The sequence below is a fragment of the Paenibacillus sp. P32E genome (assembly GCF_001909085.1).
GTDB classification, from domain to species: domain Bacteria; phylum Bacillota; class Bacilli; order Paenibacillales; family Paenibacillaceae; genus Paenibacillus_AQ; species Paenibacillus_AQ helianthi.
On the sequence record NZ_LVYY01000004.1, the window covers coordinates 160,627 to 178,280 of the forward strand.

The 17,654-nt window shown below is 44.7% G+C and carries 22 protein-coding genes and 1 pseudogene; 10 read left to right on the forward strand and 13 right to left on the reverse strand.

Going from position 1 to position 17,654, the window contains the following annotated elements; translation table 11 throughout:
- Nucleotides 1–235 precede the first annotated feature (235 nt).
- The 6 genes from A3848_RS05655 to A3848_RS32800 all read left to right on the forward strand — a co-directional run bounded on the left by A3848_RS05655 (nucleotide 236) and on the right by A3848_RS32800 (nucleotide 4,000).
- A complete protein-coding gene (locus tag A3848_RS05655) occupies nucleotides 236–1,090 on the forward strand; it encodes an inositol monophosphatase family protein (RefSeq protein ID WP_074083983.1) in 855 nt (284 codons plus the stop codon).
- 112 nt (nucleotides 1,091–1,202) lie between these two features.
- Nucleotides 1,203–1,454, forward strand: coding sequence for a hypothetical protein (locus A3848_RS32150; RefSeq protein WP_074083984.1), 252 nt, complete (start codon nucleotides 1,203–1,205; stop codon nucleotides 1,452–1,454).
- A 2-nt stretch (nucleotides 1,455–1,456) separates the two neighbouring features.
- On the forward strand, nucleotides 1,457–1,753 hold the full coding sequence (locus tag A3848_RS05665) for a hypothetical protein (protein ID WP_178381913.1): 297 nt from the start codon (nucleotides 1,457–1,459) through the stop codon (nucleotides 1,751–1,753).
- Between the two features lie 14 nt (nucleotides 1,754–1,767).
- Nucleotides 1,768–2,568: an MTAP family purine nucleoside phosphorylase gene (locus tag A3848_RS05670; protein ID WP_074083986.1), complete on the forward strand. Its 801-nt coding sequence runs from the start codon at nucleotides 1,768–1,770 to the stop codon at nucleotides 2,566–2,568.
- The gene (locus tag A3848_RS05675; RefSeq protein ID WP_074083987.1) at nucleotides 2,568–3,785 is read left to right on the forward strand and encodes a TrpB-like pyridoxal phosphate-dependent enzyme; all 1,218 of its coding nucleotides are present in this window, start codon (nucleotides 2,568–2,570) and stop codon (nucleotides 3,783–3,785) included. Before A3848_RS05670 ends, A3848_RS05675 begins: the two co-directional genes overlap by 1 nt.
- Before the next feature lie 5 nt (nucleotides 3,786–3,790).
- Nucleotides 3,791–4,000, forward strand: coding sequence for an NUDIX domain-containing protein (locus A3848_RS32800; protein WP_244169747.1), 210 nt, complete (start codon nucleotides 3,791–3,793; stop codon nucleotides 3,998–4,000).
- Nucleotides 4,001–4,506: 506 nt separating this feature from the next.
- Here A3848_RS32800 and A3848_RS31610 read toward each other — a convergent pair.
- A complete protein-coding gene (locus A3848_RS31610; protein WP_143192062.1) occupies nucleotides 4,507–4,881 on the reverse strand; it encodes a hypothetical protein in 375 nt (124 codons plus the stop codon).
- A complete protein-coding gene (locus A3848_RS32155; RefSeq protein ID WP_074083990.1) occupies nucleotides 4,856–5,068 on the reverse strand; it encodes a hypothetical protein in 213 nt (70 codons plus the stop codon). Before A3848_RS32155 ends, A3848_RS31610 begins: the two co-directional genes overlap by 26 nt.
- 990 nt (nucleotides 5,069–6,058) lie before the next feature.
- On the opposite strand from A3848_RS32155, the gene A3848_RS05700 reads away from it, so the two are divergent.
- Together A3848_RS05700 and A3848_RS05705 are read left to right on the forward strand one after the other, a co-directional pair.
- Complete coding sequence (locus A3848_RS05700; protein WP_143192063.1) at nucleotides 6,059–6,610, forward strand: hypothetical protein; 552 nt, start codon at nucleotides 6,059–6,061, stop codon at nucleotides 6,608–6,610.
- Between the two features lie 298 nt (nucleotides 6,611–6,908).
- Nucleotides 6,909–8,003, forward strand: a complete 1,095-nt coding sequence (locus A3848_RS05705) for a hypothetical protein (RefSeq protein WP_074083992.1) — start codon at nucleotides 6,909–6,911, stop codon at nucleotides 8,001–8,003.
- A 265-nt stretch (nucleotides 8,004–8,268) separates the two neighbouring features.
- On the opposite strand, the gene A3848_RS05710 is transcribed toward A3848_RS05705, so the two are convergent.
- The 6 genes from A3848_RS05710 to A3848_RS05735 all read right to left on the reverse strand — a co-directional run bounded on the left by A3848_RS05710 (nucleotide 8,269) and on the right by A3848_RS05735 (nucleotide 11,357).
- A complete protein-coding gene (locus A3848_RS05710) occupies nucleotides 8,269–8,478 on the reverse strand; it encodes an ImmA/IrrE family metallo-endopeptidase (protein WP_371916012.1) in 210 nt (69 codons plus the stop codon).
- A gap of 564 nt (nucleotides 8,479–9,042) precedes the next feature.
- Nucleotides 9,043–9,339: a spore coat protein gene (locus tag A3848_RS05715; RefSeq protein ID WP_074083994.1), complete on the reverse strand. Its 297-nt coding sequence runs from the start codon at nucleotides 9,337–9,339 to the stop codon at nucleotides 9,043–9,045.
- A gap of 11 nt (nucleotides 9,340–9,350) precedes the next feature.
- On the reverse strand, nucleotides 9,351–9,551 hold the full coding sequence (locus A3848_RS05720; protein ID WP_074083995.1) for a hypothetical protein: 201 nt from the start codon (nucleotides 9,549–9,551) through the stop codon (nucleotides 9,351–9,353).
- Nucleotides 9,552–9,582: 31 nt separating this feature from the next.
- Nucleotides 9,583–10,719, reverse strand: a complete 1,137-nt coding sequence (locus A3848_RS05725) for a zinc-dependent alcohol dehydrogenase (protein ID WP_074083996.1) — start codon at nucleotides 10,717–10,719, stop codon at nucleotides 9,583–9,585.
- Nucleotides 10,716–11,102, reverse strand: a complete 387-nt coding sequence (locus A3848_RS05730) for a spore coat protein (protein ID WP_074083997.1) — start codon at nucleotides 11,100–11,102, stop codon at nucleotides 10,716–10,718. The genes A3848_RS05725 and A3848_RS05730 overlap by 4 nt, the downstream gene beginning before the upstream one ends.
- 12 nt (nucleotides 11,103–11,114) lie before the next feature.
- Entirely contained in the window at nucleotides 11,115–11,357 is a 243-nt protein-coding gene (locus A3848_RS05735) for a spore gernimation protein GerQ (protein ID WP_074083998.1), read from the reverse strand.
- A gap of 789 nt (nucleotides 11,358–12,146) precedes the next feature.
- Here A3848_RS05735 and A3848_RS31620 point away from each other — a divergent pair.
- A complete protein-coding gene (locus tag A3848_RS31620) occupies nucleotides 12,147–12,314 on the forward strand; it encodes a restriction endonuclease (protein ID WP_143192064.1) in 168 nt (55 codons plus the stop codon).
- A 215-nt stretch (nucleotides 12,315–12,529) separates the two neighbouring features.
- Here the strand turns inward: A3848_RS31620 and A3848_RS05740 are convergent, their stop codons facing one another.
- On the reverse strand, nucleotides 12,530–12,739 hold the full coding sequence (locus A3848_RS05740) for an ImmA/IrrE family metallo-endopeptidase (protein ID WP_371916012.1): 210 nt from the start codon (nucleotides 12,737–12,739) through the stop codon (nucleotides 12,530–12,532).
- A gap of 62 nt (nucleotides 12,740–12,801) precedes the next feature.
- On the opposite strand from A3848_RS05740, the pseudogene A3848_RS05745 reads away from it, so the two are divergent.
- Nucleotides 12,802–13,188, forward strand: a pseudogene (locus A3848_RS05745) (transposase); the annotation flags it as partial.
- Between the two features lie 297 nt (nucleotides 13,189–13,485).
- On the opposite strand, the gene A3848_RS05750 reads toward A3848_RS05745, so the two are convergent.
- The 4 genes from A3848_RS05750 to A3848_RS05765 are packed head-to-tail and all read right to left on the reverse strand — an operon-like array spanning nucleotide 13,486 to nucleotide 17,634.
- Complete coding sequence (locus A3848_RS05750) at nucleotides 13,486–14,616, reverse strand: YheC/YheD family endospore coat-associated protein (RefSeq protein ID WP_074084000.1); 1,131 nt, start codon at nucleotides 14,614–14,616, stop codon at nucleotides 13,486–13,488.
- Nucleotides 14,598–15,119, reverse strand: coding sequence for a GNAT family N-acetyltransferase (locus A3848_RS05755; protein ID WP_074084001.1), 522 nt, complete (start codon nucleotides 15,117–15,119; stop codon nucleotides 14,598–14,600). Before A3848_RS05755 ends, A3848_RS05750 begins: the two co-directional genes overlap by 19 nt.
- Nucleotides 15,120–15,151: 32 nt before the next feature.
- On the reverse strand, nucleotides 15,152–16,264 hold the full coding sequence (locus A3848_RS05760) for a YheC/YheD family endospore coat-associated protein (protein WP_074084002.1): 1,113 nt from the start codon (nucleotides 16,262–16,264) through the stop codon (nucleotides 15,152–15,154).
- Nucleotides 16,261–17,634 carry a YheC/YheD family endospore coat-associated protein gene (locus A3848_RS05765; RefSeq protein WP_074084003.1) on the reverse strand — a complete coding sequence of 458 codons (1,374 nt, stop codon included), beginning with the start codon at nucleotides 17,632–17,634 and terminating at the stop codon, nucleotides 16,261–16,263. The genes A3848_RS05760 and A3848_RS05765 overlap by 4 nt, the downstream gene beginning before the upstream one ends.
- Nucleotides 17,635–17,654: the final 20 nt, after the last annotated feature.

The window sequence follows — 17,654 nt, forward strand, 5'->3', positions numbered from 1 at the left end:
ATATAATTCTTATAACAACTAATAAAGTTAGTTTCTTTTCGGAATCATAGTTGCTGGACATCCATGGTTCTGCCATCATCATGCCAAATTGCTGGAAGAGGATGTACTTATGGCTTGGCATATCGCATGCTCAGTAAAGACTAATTGTACAGTAATTGTTAGCGGTGGAAACTGACTGTACCCTTCTTTTCTCAAAGGAAAGGTGTTTCTTACATTAATAAAAGAAGGTGAGATCATGGCTGACAGCATTGAACAAGTTCATGAGATTATAAGGGAATGTACGAAATTGGGTTATGCACTCAAACAAGTGGCTTGTCTAAATCAAAAAACATTATTTAGCGTTCAAGAGGTTAATGCTTATGGTGAAAGAAGTTTGATGATTGATCTCGTACTTGAAGAACTTTGTCTAAACTTTTTTAAGGGTATTCCGGCTGTCCGTAATATTATCAGTGAAGAAAGTGGTTATCTGGACTTTAACCGGGGGAGGTTTACTGTAATCCTTGATCCTCTGGACGGTACTAAAAATTTTACTATGGGTTTATCTTACTACGCCTGTTCAATAGCTATTTTGGACGAGAATGGCGAAGTATGTGGGGCATATGTAATTAATTTAGCTAATGGTCATGAATACACTGCTATCAAAGGAAAAGGCGCATTTCGAAACGGACAGCCGATCCATACTTTGATGCAGCAACGGCTGAATCAGGGAGACGGCATATTTGTTGGATTAGCAAAGACGGAATGGGGGCTGCAAGCCATGAAAAGGGTAATTCTTCAGCTTAAGAGCTACAGGGCTATGGGATGTGCGGCACTGGATCTCTGCTGTTTGGCGAGTGGTGCTGCTTCGGTTTTTGTTGATATCAGCTATACGGCGAAACTGGTTGATGTTCTTGCTTCATCCCTGATTCTTGAGGAAGCGGGAGGTTGGGTTACTACTGAGAAGGGGACTTCCATCACACTACTGACTACACAAGGAAATATCACCGAAATTACTCTTCAGCAAAAATTTTGTACTCTTGGAGCTTCCAATGCTTCTTTACAGGAGATTTTAATGGATACAATCGGATTGCAGGGATCGGTCTGGCTATGAATAAAAAACTAGGAATAATGGTGTAGGCAAAACCACAATGATAGAAATGCTTGCGGAAAAGTTACGTAATGAAGGGAAGGAGGTTCTTTTAACTATGTAGCCAACGCCAGAAATGCGTCAGCTTCATATTTTTAAAACTTTTATTTATGAACCTGAAAAACGTCATCTGGTTGATTACAACGCCCTGCAAATGTACATGTTCGCAGACCGCTTGCAGCATTATAGAGAGATTATTGAGCCTGCTCTACAAATGTCGTCGATCAGGTGGGACTTGCGATGTCTATGTGGAACCGCATGTTTGCTGTACCAGCCTGAGTTAATTACCCTTGCAGCGCTGCCCTACCGCTTATTGGCGCGATTATGACTTTGAGCTTTTTAAGAGGAAAGGGCCTGCACGGCTTCATGATTCGCAAAGAACTTAAACCTTTCGGAAAATCCAGCATTATTGAAGGAAATCTACCTTCAGGCAGTCGAGTGCTGCTGATTGACGATGTGACGGGTGCAGGTTCAGCTGCGGCAAGATGTTGTGAAATATTACACGAACTGGGCATAGAAGTGGAAGGGTATTCATCAATCGTTGACCGTCAAGAACAGGCTGGTCACAATTTGCGCGAACAATTCGGCGTAGAATGGCTTCCGCTTGTTTTAATCGGTGAATATTAAGGAGTTAACACATAATGGATAATGCAGTTGGGATTATTGGGGGAAGCGGGCTCTATCAATTATTGGAGCATCATGACTCTTTTATGATGACAACACCATATGGAGATCCATCCTCGGCCATTCAGTCTGGTGTTATTGCTGGCAAACAGGTATATTTCATTGCCAGGCATGGAATAAAGCATGAGATTCCCCCGCACAAAGTTAATTACAGAGCCAATATCCAGGCATTTTATAACCTTGGTGTACGAAAATTGATAGCGACACACGCAGTGGGTAGCTTGAATCCTGCTATGGTCTCAGGAGATTTTGTGCTATCCCATCAGTTTGTGAACAGAACATGGGGACGACAGGATACCTTTTTTGACGGTCCGGAAACGGTTCATGTTTCAGCCAGTGACCCTTTTTGTGAAGATTTGAGAGTTATTGCGGAAGAGAGCCTCATATCATCTAAATACCGTTTTCACAATGAAGCGGTAATGCTGGTTATACAAGGGCCGCGTTTCAACACGCGTGCTGAGAACCGGATTTATTATCACGAAGGAAATGATGTCATCTCTATGACTGGATATCCAGAAGCAGTATTGGCCCGTGAACGTGGAATATGCTATATGTCACTTGGAGTTGTTACAGATATGGCCTGTGTGCTGAATAGTCAGGACCATCCAGATCTTCCCACTACACATGAAGACGTTGTTAACAACTTTGCAGCCTCCGTAGAAAGAATGACTGCAGTTCTGGGAGTTGTACTGACTAAAATCGAACCCGAACAATGCAGGTGCGCTTGTGCGGGTTCATTAAAAGGAGCTCATGTCTAATGATCAATCAGTGGCTTAATGTAAGGAGTTTGCTCACGGAAGAACAGTTACAGAAAATATATAAATATGAAGAGGTCGAAGAGTACCGGAAATATCACCCGGCTCAGGTTATCGAACATGCTATATCTAAGGAGCGTTGGATCGGCATCCCAGAACCAGTTAAACAAAGCTACCGTATGGTTGGCCGCCAAACGCCATTGCAGCGTGCATACCGCTTAGAAAAAGCTTGGGGGACAACTAATCGGATATATATCAAACGTGAAGATACTTTAAGCAATGGGAGCTTTAAGATCACTTCAGCTTTACCGCAAGCTTACTATGGTTCAGTGGAGGGTAAAACGGCTGTAATTACCGAAACGGGTGCAGGTCAAACAGGTGTTGCAGCGGCACTTGCTGCAAAACTGACTGGTTTAAATTGTAAAGTCTATATGGTCCGCAGTTCTTATGAATTAAAGAAGCTAAGGGTCCTTATGATGAAAATGTACGGAGCGGACGTTATAGCTTCGCCAAGTGATCAAACAGAGGCAGGAAGGGTATTTCTGGCTAGAGGTGAAAGAAACGGTTCTATCGCATTTGCAACATCTGAGGTACTGGAAGAAATTGCACAAGCGAATGGTAGTATTAACATTGCAGGCTCATTATTTGATTTCGTGCTTACCTACAATACTGTAATTGGATTAGAGGTAATAGACCAGCTTACCAGTCACAATATAGAACCGGATATCGTGATTGGCTGTGTAGGCGGTGGCAGTTCTTTTGGCGGCTTTGCCCTACCACTTGTAGATTATTATGGAGAACGGTTGGAACGTGTGATTTGTACTGAATCTACAGCCATTCCAACGCTTACCAAAGGTGAATATGGTTACGATTATGCAGATGGAGAAGGAGGGGGCAGTAAACTGCTGATGTATTCCTTGGGGTATGATTTTAGACCACCAGCAATGCACGCTTCTGGTTTGCGCTATCATGCTGCGGCTCCGATCGTATCCCACTTTGTCAATCAAGGCATCATTGAGGCTCAAGCCTTTGATGAAACGGAGGCCATGGCTTCGGCTATTGAACTCGCTAGGAATGAAGGGATCATCGCTTCACCGGAAAGCTCTTATACAATAAATGCGATTAAAAAAATGTGTCGTCAATATGAGAATAGAAATATCGTTGCCTTGCTGACAGGAAACGGTCAGCTTGATCTTGAATCCTATGGCGGCTTTTTGTGATGCGGATGCATTTATTACAACGCAGAACCGACAATGGCTTATGGGGGTTACCTGGTGGCTCATTAGAGTTAGGAGAGACCCTCCCAGAGGTAGCTAAGAGAGAACTATTAGAGGAGACAGGTTTAATCGCAAATTCATTAACATTGTTTGATGTGTTTCAGGCGACGAGTTTTATTACAAATATCCTCATGGAGACGAAGTGTATAATGTTGTGACTGCTTATTTATGTAATGATTATATCGGCACTTTAGAAAAGAATAGAGAAGAAGTGATAGAATTACGTTTTTTTTAATTATAAGGAAATTCCTTTTGAGATAAATCCACCCGATTTGCCAATAATCAAGCAATTTCTGTTACACTCCCTCGAAATGATTCAGTTTTCTCACTCTGACTCATGAATTGGCAGGATTTCATCCTGTAGTTAAAGAGAAGAAGAGGATGATGAAGGAGCCGGTGGCCGGGAGATGGAGAATTGGGCATGCGTAAATAAAGGGTGAATATAGATCACCCATGTTGCATTTGTGAAGGTCTGAGCTTTTGATCTTCAAAATCGGCCATCTTTTTAGCGCATAACAACGGATTAGAGTTTCGTGGAACAATCATAAAAACAGGGAGTTTTGAAAATGTACTAATTTAGCGTTCTCAGACGATCTCTAGCAGGAGGTGCTATAGCATAAAAAAACCCCCGGGAATCGGGAGCTTCTCAACAGCAAAACTTGAATTAATTTGTAACATCGGAAATAGATGAACTAGTTTTTCCGAAAAATTCTCCATTAACGTTACTACCGCCACCACTCCATTGAAGCGTATAGTCTCCACCAAGCATGCCTTGTTCGTAAACATGTTGGGAATTTTTCCATGTAATAGATCCATCTCCTGGAATCACCTCGGAAAAATATACCCAACCTGAATTTTTGTGTGTTAGGCTAACAGTAACTGAACTGCTACTATAGTTTTTCATAAGCAGTTTAATATGGCCATATCCCTCATTTATAGTAAAGGTTTTTGGTACAACTGCGCCTCCTGTCACGGTACCCCCAATGGGGTTGGACGTATCAATAACAAATATTTCAAAAAAACGACTTACGTTTTCCATATGTATCCATGCGAGAGAGAATCTCGCTCAGCTGTTTGCTCGTCTCCTGCTGGCCTTTCCGGATCTCATCACTGAGCCTCTCATTAGTAGAGGCCGCCTCGCCTCGTGCATCAGCTAACTTCCCCCTGAGACGTTCGAACTTTTGGCGATCCCAGCTCACGTTGCTTTTGATTATCCTCTCGCTCACGTTGCATGGTTTCTATGAGCGTGCGGTTATAATTCTCCTGCCGCTCAAACTGTGCCATCACCGCAGAATGTAGACTCGTTAAGGCTTCTGAAGATACATCGCTCACACCATTCGCAGCAATCACGTCTATGAGCTACGTTTATCTTAGACACCCGATAAAGGTGAAGGTGAGGATATTCAAAGGGTCAATTCTATGGCTGCAGCAGTTTTCCCAAATGTCGGCATATTAAAACAATCGAAGTAGTATAACAGAGCAGTAATCCTGTTGCCAAGTTATTTTAATTCTCTGGATTTGAGGTGTTGTTTTTTGCAATAGCATGTCTTTCTCAGTGATGACATTTGAATCTTCCTTGGCTAACATCCAACCTACATGGCGAATGTTGTTTAACTGATAAAAATCTTATGTATATGCATTCACCAGCACCACCGCTGTTCGTTGTTTATACAGCTCTTTGTAGCCCCGGCTTCCTCTAGTCGGGAACGTGTACTTAAGTCAGTCCGTATCGTTCTTTAATCTTGAATACTTTCTGACAGCCATCTTTCTTCCACGGACGCATGGTGCATAATGGCCGGAAGTGTTCTTTTTTGGTTTTGATTAGTTTTTTATTTCGCATATTGTAGTCAATGAGCGGCTTCGTTACAATCGTCTACACCTGTGTGTTAGACAATTCGAAACTTATCCCGCAGTAAGCAACTCTTGCTCTATATTCAGATCCGCATGCTGGGCAGTCAGTGCTGTTAGGTCTTTTTGTTGTGGTGTGCATCTTCTCACAGGTGGGACCATTGGCTTTTTAAACCATTGGATAAGTCAAAAGGCTCGAATGTAATTTGCTCCATGCGTGGATTTTGTGATAGCCATCTATAATACCATCCTAAAATTATGAATAAAATGGGCTATATTCAAATTATATCCTTTTAAAAAGAAAATATTTACATAAATAGATAATTGTTGTACGATTTTGATGTGGTGATATTTAAAGCATATTTTGTATGAACATAAAGAGGGGAATGATCATTATTAATAAAAATAAAAAAATATTATTGAATATATTCTTACTTTCAATGTTTATAACATTTAGCGGGTGTGATGACAGTCATACTGGAATTGTTGAGATCATGGGTGGGAAAGAGAAAATTGAATTTAAAACATTGAATAATACCGAAAAAGGTTCTTCATTAAACGACACAAAAAAAATATTTTTATTTGCCTTTGAGGGAGGGAATTCAAAAAAAATTAAATTTTTAAAAAGTGGTGATGAAATTTCGCTGGATTTTGGATCGAATCCACCTGACAAACTTTCCATAAGTGATGGATTAATTAATTCGAATGGAGATTATTTATATACTCCTAAAGAAATAGTCGAGGTTCCATACGTCAAAAAGAAAGGAATTTATAGCTTTAAATTAGAAACACACATTGCATCTCGATTGAGTTCCTACTATAAGAAAGATAAAACTGTATTTAGAGGTTTTATAATAGATGCATTCTGGGGGAATGGTGAATATAAATACGCATTTGTTATCGAATCAAACGCGCTCTAAGAAGGCTGTTTTATTACGTGAAATTTAGGAAGGGCAAGGGGGAGAAGTAATCCGGTGATGCAAAATCCTTGTTTTTCTTGGATTTTGAGAATACCACTGCAATCTGAGCTCTCAATGTCAATTGTGCCAATACCCTATCAAACCATATCTATCATACGGTATAGCGAAGAATAATCAGCTATTAACTGAGGGAGGTGGGAAACATAAGAAATTAGAGTTTAGCTATAGAGATAATTAACATTCTTGTCATGCTGTAATAACAAATCACGAAAAACTAACAATTTGAGAGGGGATTCAAATGAAAATTAAAGAAAAATCTATTTCTTTCCTTTCTGTAATTCTATCTGTTTTAGTTTGTGTTAGTTTGTTTTCAATTCCTGCCTATGCCAACGAGACCAATGAATTACATACAGCAGCAATAGGTTATGATTATCCTATAAAACCTGGAACAAGTTCATGGAATGAATTAACTGATCACACAAAAATGATAGAGGTATCTCAAATTCCCGATGATACTCTGAAGAAATTAACAACAAACGAGTTAATAGAAACAGTATTGAACTATCCGCTTTTAATGGATATTTATGCGTATGATACTCTTCAACAAGGTATTGATGCGGTATCGAAAACGTTTAACGGAATTCAAGAGTTATACCAAAGAGAGGATGCACCTAATAAACTTATTGAAAAGTATCAACAAATGCCTGTAGCAAATGATGCGAAAACAGTTACTTCAAAACAAATATTTGATTTATCTAATATGGAAATAATTTTAAGACAAGATGAAATACAACAAAAACTCAACACATCTGAGACTGAAAAGTTAGAAAAAGAAGTGGAGAATAAATATTTCCAAAAACAATCCCAAAAGAATATTTATGGCTTGACTGCAGCAAGTTCCTATTCGGTAATGGCAGAAAAACAAGGAATAAGCGAAGGTACAATGTCAAGTTATACTGTGTATACACCAAAAGGTACGGCAGTACAGGTTGATAAGAATGCTGAGCAATTGTCTTCTGCTGAAAAAAAAGCGGCTAATAATTATGTGGCAACTAATTATTCAAGCGCTACCCTATTAAGCTCTGCTACATCAATTTATAACTGCCACTCCTACGCATGGTATAGCCAATCGACAAGTAATCCATATTGGATGAATTATCCGAATTCTTATATGACTGATGGGAGCTATGATCAAAGTTCTTCTCCATCCGTGGGAGGCAAAGTCTATTATAGTACAGCTGGAAATGAACATTCAGGTGTAGTAACCAGTTTAGGAAGAAAAACTGGATATTATGTGACTTCTAAATGGGGGCAATTGGGACTTGTTCAACATTACTATACCACATGTCCTTATTATGTAAGTGATAGTGCCCTAAGATATTATTATAGATAATATGAATTTTAATTTGGCGTGTGCAAACCATGGGGGTTGCAAAGTGTGGTAGCTCTAAGGGTCAATTCTATGGATGTAGAAGTTTTCCAGGTTCTTTGAATTCTCTGGATTTTAGGTATGATTTTCTAAAAAAAAGACCATGGTATGTGACGGAAGTCGCATGCCGTGGCCTGTTCTATTAAAAAAGTATTTCTTTCTCGGTGATAACAATTAGATATATTTATAATTCAAAATCAGGAATTTTCTTTAAATGTTCAAACCGGCATTAACAACTCCACTGCAAATTGATTGGCTTCCCGTTCAATCCGATCCACAGAATAAGAGTGAGTCTTCGGAGAAAAGGAGTGTTCACGTTCGGATGTAAAATGACATGCCCTAATTCATGAGCACAAGTGAAACGTTGATCCTGCTGAGAGGCAGTGTTATTGATATGTATCATCTGTAATCGACGACTGGAATTGTAGTAGCCTAACATGTCACCCAACAATTCAAAAAGCCCTGCACAGTTTGAAGACTTAAGGTCTGCAAAAAGCACCGCCAAGCAAAAAAAGCTTGATTCAAAAAACGATAGATGACATCTTTACCGGGAAGATCCGCTTAACGGGAATCTGAACCCGGGTTCCCCGTTGTGATGTAGTTCCATCCCCTAATTGACCTTAATGTTTGCTCCCCATGACCATACACTACCCTTTGTTTTGGATACAACTGTAAACTGTGATCCACGATCAATAGCTGCGTCGGGAATATTTATTTATTAGATGGTTAATTTGATTTTCATTAAATCCGTTATAGATTGAAGCTGATTAAAGCACAATCCACACACAACAGCCCCTTCCGCATACCTGTGATAGGGACCATTTCAAAATAAAATGTAATTTGGCATCTATCTCCAGTTTGATACCTTGGCGGGTGCACCAGTCTTTGACGTGATCCTGTTAGACTATACGGGGAGCATTCTGTTCTGCCAAGTCTCCGGATAAATCAAAAACGCGCCTGAACCATGGTGGTTTTGCGCGTTTTGTCGGAACGAAATACGGTGTCAGGACGGAATGTTCATAGCGGTCTGAATGTTTTTCAGATCGAGCTGAATTTGCTCTGGAATATGGTAGGGATGATAAAGGTCCCGCTGCATCATGTAGATTGTTATCTTTTCATGGGAGTCTATGGCTTCGTCGAGCTGTTTCATCAAGATTTGCTTGATTTCTGGGGTGGCACATTCGGTCACGGCCATGGCGTAGTTTCTGACCCCGCTCTTTGCGTTCATCAGAAAATCCATTGCGATCACGTCGTCGGTTAACGTATGAAGCCCTGTCACGTGTTCTAAGATTGGGTTCATGTTATCATCTCCTATGGGTTCACTTTAGAAAGCACTCCACCGAGCTCTTGAAGCTGCTGCTGTGATAATTGCACATCTTGCTGCAAAATTTGTAAGAGCCCTGGGTCGGTTACCAGAGCTTGCATGGTTTTAGATTTGGTCATACAAACGGTCTTGAACGCAGCTATTTCATGAACCTCCAGCATCTCATGCAAAGCATAATTGAAATTCATTTGGATTGTCCTCCCATGTATCTCTCCATATTCAAGGCTTTAAGACGACTTTGATGCAATCGTCCATTTTCGTATCGAACACTTCATAGCCGCGCTTGGCTTCGCTGAGCGGAATGACGTGCGTAACAATGTCTCCAGGGTCCACTTTGCCCGAAGTAACCAACTCGTACATATACGGCATGTAGTGAATGACCGGAGCTTGTCCAGAACGGATATTCACGTTGCGCTGCATGATATCGCCGAGCGGGAATCCGTTATAGCGTCCGCCGTATACCCCAGTGACTTGGATGGTCCCGCCTTTGCGGACAGCCTGAGATGCAATGATAAATGCGCTCATAGTGCCGCCCTGCAGTTTCAAACCGCTGGCTAGAAATTCAAGATCGCTCATCTTACCGTCCATCCCTACAGCATCAATTACGACATCGGCTCCGCCTTTGGTCATTTCTTTGAGAGTGTTGCCGATATTCTTATCCTGTTCGAAGTTTACGATTTCCACATTGTTCGTTCTCTTCGCATGCTGTAAGCGGTAATCGACATAGTCGACAGCAATGACCCGCTTTGCTCCTTTCAGCCAGCAGAATTTCTGGGCCAGAAGTCCAACCGGACCGCAGCCGAGCACGATGACCGTATCTCCATTCTTTACGCCGGCATTATCTACGCTCCAGAATGCCGTCGTCATGGCATCAGCGATCAAGCTTAGCTTCTCGTCCGGTTGTTCGCAGCTTTCGGGAATTTTGAAGTGGGTAAAATTTGCAAACGGAACCCGTAAATACTCGGCTTGCCCGCCAGGGTATCCGCCGGTCGTTCCGGAGTAGCCGAAATATGCGCCCATATCCCCGTGTTCGTTTGAGTTGTCACATTGGCTTTCAAGATGATTTTTGCAAAAAAAACATTCTCCGCAAGCGATGTTGAATGGGATAATGACGCGATCACCCTTCTTTACCTTTGTCACGCCGGGGCCTACTTCTTCTACGATCCCCATCGGTTCATGCCCGATGACATAGTTCTCCTGAAGGTTAGGGATCATCCCGTGAATAAGGTGAAGGTCAGAACCGCAAATGGCGGTACTGGTGATCTTTACGATCATATCGTCCGATTTCTCAATCTTCGGATCCGGTACCTCTTTGACCACGACATTTTTAATCCCTTGATACGTTACAGCTTTCATGCTTTATGTCCTCCAATATGTTCATCTGGGGTCCGATCAAACATCCCTTTACGTGATGTATCATCCGGGAACAAATTCATCTGACCGATCATCACCGTATTTTTCGCTGAAAGCTGGTCGAGCTGGTACTGTTCGTTAAGCTTGTAAGGATGGAACCATTTTTTACGAATCATGAGCTCTGTGATTTCTTGGTGCATTGCAATCCCCTGCTTAAGATGATTGTGCAGCAGCGCTCTTACATCCGGAGAAGCCGTTTCTGTCAGGGCGATGGACAAATTCCGCACACCTTCCTTGGCACGAAGAAGGAAGTCCATTGCAAAAGTCATGTCTGCCATTTCCGGCATATTTAATGAATTAATCGGGTCTAAATAATCAGCATTCATTGGCGTTCCCCTTTAATGTGTTATAGGTGTCGGGCTATTAGGAACAGGCGCTTGGAAAGGAGCTCTTGCATAGATTGTTTGCAGCTCGGCGATCTGTTGTATGGATTGAATTACATCTTTCTGCATTAAGGCTTTTAGCTCTTGGTCAAAGACCAAGCCTTGCATAAGTTTTGACTTAGCGAGGCAGAGTGTTTTAAAGTTTAAGGCTTCATGAAGTTCCATCGATTCGTGCGGCGCTAGTGTTGGCGTATTCATTGAGATATTATCACCTCCTTATTCTTCAACCTTAGATTTTCCGACGCATTGGATTTTATACTAATGTGGGATACGTATATTCCCATGCAGTCGCAGGAATATAAACAAAATTTTAACTGCATACTTATTTCTGAAAAAGCAGCACATCGTTAAAAGAATCATATTGGTCAGACACTAATCCAGAAGTAAAGTATGATGTAGAAGCAAGAAAACAATTGCTTTTAAATGGAAAATACATTTTTCAATATAAAAATAAACACCAATAGCGAAACCTATGGAGCTCTTTAGCATCCGCGAAGCTTCGCTCTATCGTCCGTTCTATGAATAGATTGTATGGCATTAACGCGGTGTCATCTTAAATTAATATATTCAGCTGTCGAGACTTTCTCGACAGCCTGAAACACATTAATGTGTTTTCCGTTAATGTAATCCTCCGTTTTCTTTTACACGGGTTGGTTGTTCAGCCTTCAAAGGGTAGCTAAGTTATTATAAAAGGCCCCATTTGTTAAAACATGGATTTGCCACACATGCAGTTCAAACAGAGAAAATATCTGTTGATATTGTTAAAACGCTTTAACATTAAAAGGATATTGAAGTGACTTTTTATCATTCAGCTCCCACAACTCAGGCAGGTATCAGAACAATTAATTCATTGAATTCTTGAGGAGCGAGCAGGTGAACTTAAAGAAAAAAATAATGATAACCGTGAAAAGGTGGAACTATGTCCAAAGTGGTTGGAGGAATGTGCACTATTGATTCAGTTTGTCCAACCAAGATGGCTTGTGTTGGATGCTGAGCAAAAGTGCCGCAACCAGAGTGCATTATGGAGCGTCGGAAGCTTGGGTTGTATCGATCAGCGATTATACAGCGACTGCGTATGATCTGGCGAAATCCAACAGGGTTCTCAAAGGGTTAATTCTACGGCTGCAGCAGCTTTCCCAAATGCCGGCATATTAAAACAATCGAAATAGTGTAACAGATCACTAACCCATTACCAGGTCTTTAAATACTCTGGATTTGAGGCATTCTCTTTTGAAAAACAGGCTATGGTATGCGACGGAAGTCGCATACCATAGCCTGTTCTATTAAAAAAGTATTTCTTTCCCGGTGATAACAATTAGATATATTTATAATTCAAAATCAGGAATTTTCTTTAAATGTTCAAACCGGCATTAACAACTCCACTGCAAATTGATTGGCTTCCCGTTCAATCCGATCCACAGAATAAGAGTGAGTCTTCGGAGAAAAGGAGTGTTCACGTTCGGATGTAAAATGACATGCCCTAATTCATGAGCACAAGTGAAACGTTGATCCTGCTGAGAGGCAGTGTTATTGATATGTATCATCTGTAATCGACGACTGGAATTGTAGTAGCCTAACATGTCACCCAACAATTCAAAGAGCCCTGCACAATTTGAAGACTTAAGGTCTGCAAAAAGCGCGTTGTTCAATGGGATTTCCCATGACGTATTGGGGACAGGAAAAGGTACATTTAAAATTCCGTTGTCCACATGCGACAGGTCAAGTGGATTGTCCTTTGGGCATGGCTGCTTGTTCGTCCTCCAATTATGGCATGGTGGTTAAAGTCAACAGTCAAACGGATCTCCGGCGTTATGCTCTGCCGCATCGGGAAAGCCGAGGCTGGAAGGAACTTTACAATAAACGAACCAGTGTGGAACGATGTAATTCTCGAATGAAGACCTATTTAACCGCAGACCAACTCCATGTTTGGGGGATTCAAAAAGTCACTACCCACCAATATTTAAATGCGATTGTGTTACTTGGCTCTGCTCTGGCCATCGCGAGGCAACAAGTACAGAACGCCGCTTAAAAATTTCAGATTCATTGAAATTCTGTCCGTCCGCCCATTTGCAACCCAAAACTCAAAAATGGAGCTTTGGATGTTGGCCTGACTATGACTTTGTATCGAAAATTGAATTATGCAAAATGCTCTATTTGCAAAACTGATCCACGATCAATAGCTGCGTCGGGAATATTTATTTATTAGATGGTTAATTTGATTTTCATTAAATCCGTTATGGATAGAAGCTGATTAAAGCACAATCCACACACAACAGCCCCTTCCGCATACCTGTGGAGGGGCTGTTGTTGTGTCGAAGAACATCTTCTATTCCTCAACCTTCTTTACCGAACTCGGCGTGTTCTTGTTCTTATACACCCACATTGCATATTCCAGCGGGCGCATCAGCGCTTTGCGGTAGGTGCCGCTGTCGCCGGAGCGGGCGAAGACCTCGCGGGCGGGCTTGGGGTTAACCTCCAGCACGTAGATGTTTCCCTCGCGGTCAATGGCGAGGTCCAGCGCCAGCTCGCACAAGGCACCGAAGCTCTCCTCCAGAAAGGCTGCGGCATCGAGGCCCAGCTTCTCTGCGGTCTTCATGGTTTTGCCGGCCTTTTCTTCGCTGCCGAGCCATTGCTTCAGCAGGATCTCAGCGCGGATGGCATGGCCGCCGCCGTGCAGGTTCGAGGTGACGCTGCGGGCGGCGCCCACGCGGCCGGCCATGCCGGTCAGCTCCCATACGCCCTGGCCATTCTTTTGCACAAGCATGCGGTAATCGTGGTAGCGTCCGCTCGGTAGGCGCAGCGGGATACCCTGCTGCACCAGGAAGCGTCCGCCGAGACACCACTGGCGCACAATGGAATCCAGGCGGCTCAGCGACACCTTCCGGGGCGCGATGATCTCCCGGCTCTGGCGGCGTCCCTGGATATCGTAGAGGGATTTACCTTGGCCCTGCCGTTCAATCCGCAGGATGCCGCGTCCACCCGTGCCGTTAATGGGCTTGACATAGACCACCGGACTGGATTTCAGCATCCGGTGAAGGTCAGCGGAGGACTGATACAGCAACGTTTCCGGCATGTGCTGCCGGAAGCGGCTCCGCTGCGAGAACGTCTGGTGGACGGTCCATTTATTGCGCAGCGGCCGATTCAGGAAAGTCAGGTGGCTGTACTTCGCGCGGAAGCGAAGCAGCTGCTGGAACCGCTCACTGCGCTGAATCCGGCAGCGGTCATAGATCATATGCGGAAGGGAGCGCCATTTGCGCGACCATGTTCCGCTTTTCACATCGTAGACGAGAGCATTAATCTGATCTTTGCTGGCATGAACATCGGCGGGGGTGAAAACAAAGACATCCAGGCCAATCCGGCTGCCTTCAATAATCATCCTCCGGTATACGCTTTTCTCTTCAAGCTGCCTCGCTTCGTTCAAATAGAGCGTAAGGATGCCTAAGACGGGTTCTGGCACAGGAGTTCACCTTCTTGTGGAAGAGTTATGGACGGGCTGCCTGGGAGAAACGGCGAACGGAGCAGTAGTGTGGGTTTGCCGGTAGGGCCATCGTTTAGAGCCACCGCTACAAGCCCAGTATTGAAGCACATCTTCAAGCTTGCCGTATTGTCGCAGGCTACTGTGCATTCCAGACTGCCCAGGCGTTCGAGCTGTGCGGACAGCAACGCCGTTCCGGTATGACGGTTCCGGTACAAGGGATGGACGGCAACAAGGCTGGCATCCTTGCCGAAGCCGGACACGAAGCTGACGCCGGCAAGCTGTCGTCCGTTCTGGCCGCGTACCGTGGCAACCAGCAGAGACACACCAGGCTGTGACAGCTGCTCCGGTGTGAGCCGGGCCAGCACTCTGCAACCGCGAAGTGTGATTCGCCGCTCACCGTGCTCCCTCAAGAACTCCAGCAAACCCGCCAGCCTGATTTTCCACCGCACCGGATCAGTGTCATAAATGGAGGATATCTGCATGGTGTGTCACTTCCTTTACTGGATTTCTTAGGCTACTTGCTCTGACGAGACAGATGCTGTCCGTAGTGAAAGATCCGTTCGAGCGACAGCTTCCGGATCGCGGGCTCATCGAATTTCATCGGACGGGAGTTGGCCTCGAAGAACCACAGTCCGCCTTCCTCATCCACACCCAAATCCATGGACATCTCTCCAAGCCGGGTTTCCGATGCCCGTTCAATTTGCCGGGCGATCAGCAGTGCGGTCGTAGGGACATTCTTCAGAATAGCTGCCGTCCGCTCGGTACCGAAGGTGCCTTCCAGCATGGTGGCAGGCTCCTCAATGCTGCCCCCGCGCGGAACATGGGTCGTAATGCTCCGGGCCCCCGCCAGCCGTGCACCGATTCCGGTTACCGCCCAGGCCCCTTTGCCGTTCTTTTGAAGAAGCACACGCAGATCAAAAGGGCGGCCGCGGTGTGCAGCAAGCGCAATCGCCTGCTGTACAATGTAGCGTGAGCCTCCCCGTTCCCGTCCGATCCGTGCCCAGAGACGTTCAATGGAGGCTGCTTTATAGGTCACATTTTTTTTGCCGCTCTGAATTTGCAGGCGGAAAGGGAGGCTGGTGTCCAGGCGGTACTTCAGACGCATGATCCCTTTGCCCGCTTTTCCGTTCTCTGGTTTGAGATAGAGGCTGTCATGGTTCTTCAGCATCGCAACCAGCGTATTTGCACTGCGCAGTCGTCTTGTTTTGGGCACATGCTTAGAGGTGGCACGTGATTCCTTCAACCATTCAAACAAATTCCACTTATTAAAAAAACTAGGATTGTAAAGGTGGATTTCAGGATGCTCCAGACATTCTGCTATTTTGCGGGCGACAGGTGCTTTTTCCTCGTCTTCACGGTTGGGTATCCGGTTATATATGACCTGCGGTAGCGGCATGGGAGTACTGTACCAGATCTTGCCGCTGGGGGAGGGGACGTAGCCGTTCACCATCCGCTCATCCAGTTTCAGATCGCGGACGGTGACGACATACACCCAATATCCCATTTCCTTGCCGGTACGGATAATATCACGGAAGTTCTCGCGGTTGCCGCGGAACTGCCGCAGCCGGTCGCTGGTTGTCAGAATGGCAATCACAGGTTTGCCGGGGTCGGGAATTCGGCTGTTCACAATTCATCCCTCCTGCGGAATTTGCTGAGGTACAGACAATGCTCCAGAATATGCTCGACGGAAGCTTTGCCCTCAGCGCGCAGGGAAGGATGGCGGAAGATTGAGCGTCCCGGCTTGGCGTTTGCCTCAAACATCCAGATGTCCTCATCCTGGTCAATGCCAAGGTCAAAACCGATTTCACCGAGCAGATGCCTATGCTGTATCTCCAGAGATTCGGCAAGCTTGACAGCAGTTGTTTTGGCCCGCTGCAGTACTTCGTCGGCTCTATCCCCGAAGACTCGCCCCAGAGCCTGCTGCGGAGTGAGCAGTGCGCCGCCGTTCTTAAGATGGGTGGTGACACTGCCCCGACCGGCTTTTTTGGCGCCGATCCCGACGACAACCCACTGATTGCTGCCGTTCTTGTGCATGTGAAAACGGAAGTCGATCGGGCAGCTGTCAATTTCAATCAGCCGGATGCCCTGCTGCACTACATAGCTTTGCAGACTTTGGCCGTGCCGGCCCCGCAGCATCCGCATCAGGCTGTCGAAGCTGGCGAAGCGCAGAAGCACATTTTTACCATTCTTCCGGTAGCGGGCGAAGTAGCCCTTCTTCGGCAGGTAGGTCAGCCGGTAGATCCCGTGCCCCAGGCTGCCCGCCGAAGGTTTGTAATATACGAAATGATGGCGGTCGAGCATATCCCGCATTTGCTCGGGGCTTGGGTTGCTATGTGTTTCAGGCACGAAGCGGCTCGCCGCGCTGTCATTCTCAAGCAGCCGGTAAACATCCGATTTATTGAAAAAACTCCAATTGAAATAAGGAATCTTCTTCCGTCCAAAACGTTCACGTAGCTGGTTGATGTAGGGAGAAGTCTCAGCTCTCCGGCTGGGGAGCCGGTTGTAGACAACATCCGGAAGCGGGACCAGCTTGCGTTCGAATTTACCGCTGGCGTTCAGGAAATAGCCATTGACCTGCTCCTGCTGCCAGTCAATGTCCCGCGGCATAAACGCGAAGATATAGCATTTGTTGCTTCCTTCCCGCAGCAGCTGTTTAATGAAGCCGGTACGGGAGCCAAAAGGCTGTGTCGAAGAAGACTGACCGTCGGACAACACGCCGACAAGCGGACCGAGCTGAACTTCATCATTCTGCAAATTTCGCAGATAGACGCCGCCGGAATTTGGAATTTTGATAGCACTCTTCACACCCGAGGCGAGAAAAAGATGTTTACCGGCACGTTTGATCGGCTTAATCATCGCCGGGATCGCATCTTTGCCCAGCCGCAGGCGGATATTTTTCTTACCGGTCAGTTTTAGGCTTCTCATCAGTTCACCCGAGACGTAGACTACTCTTTGGGGCTGCTTGGTAAAATGAACATTGCAAAAAGTGAGACCCATTTATGAATCCTCCTTAGGAA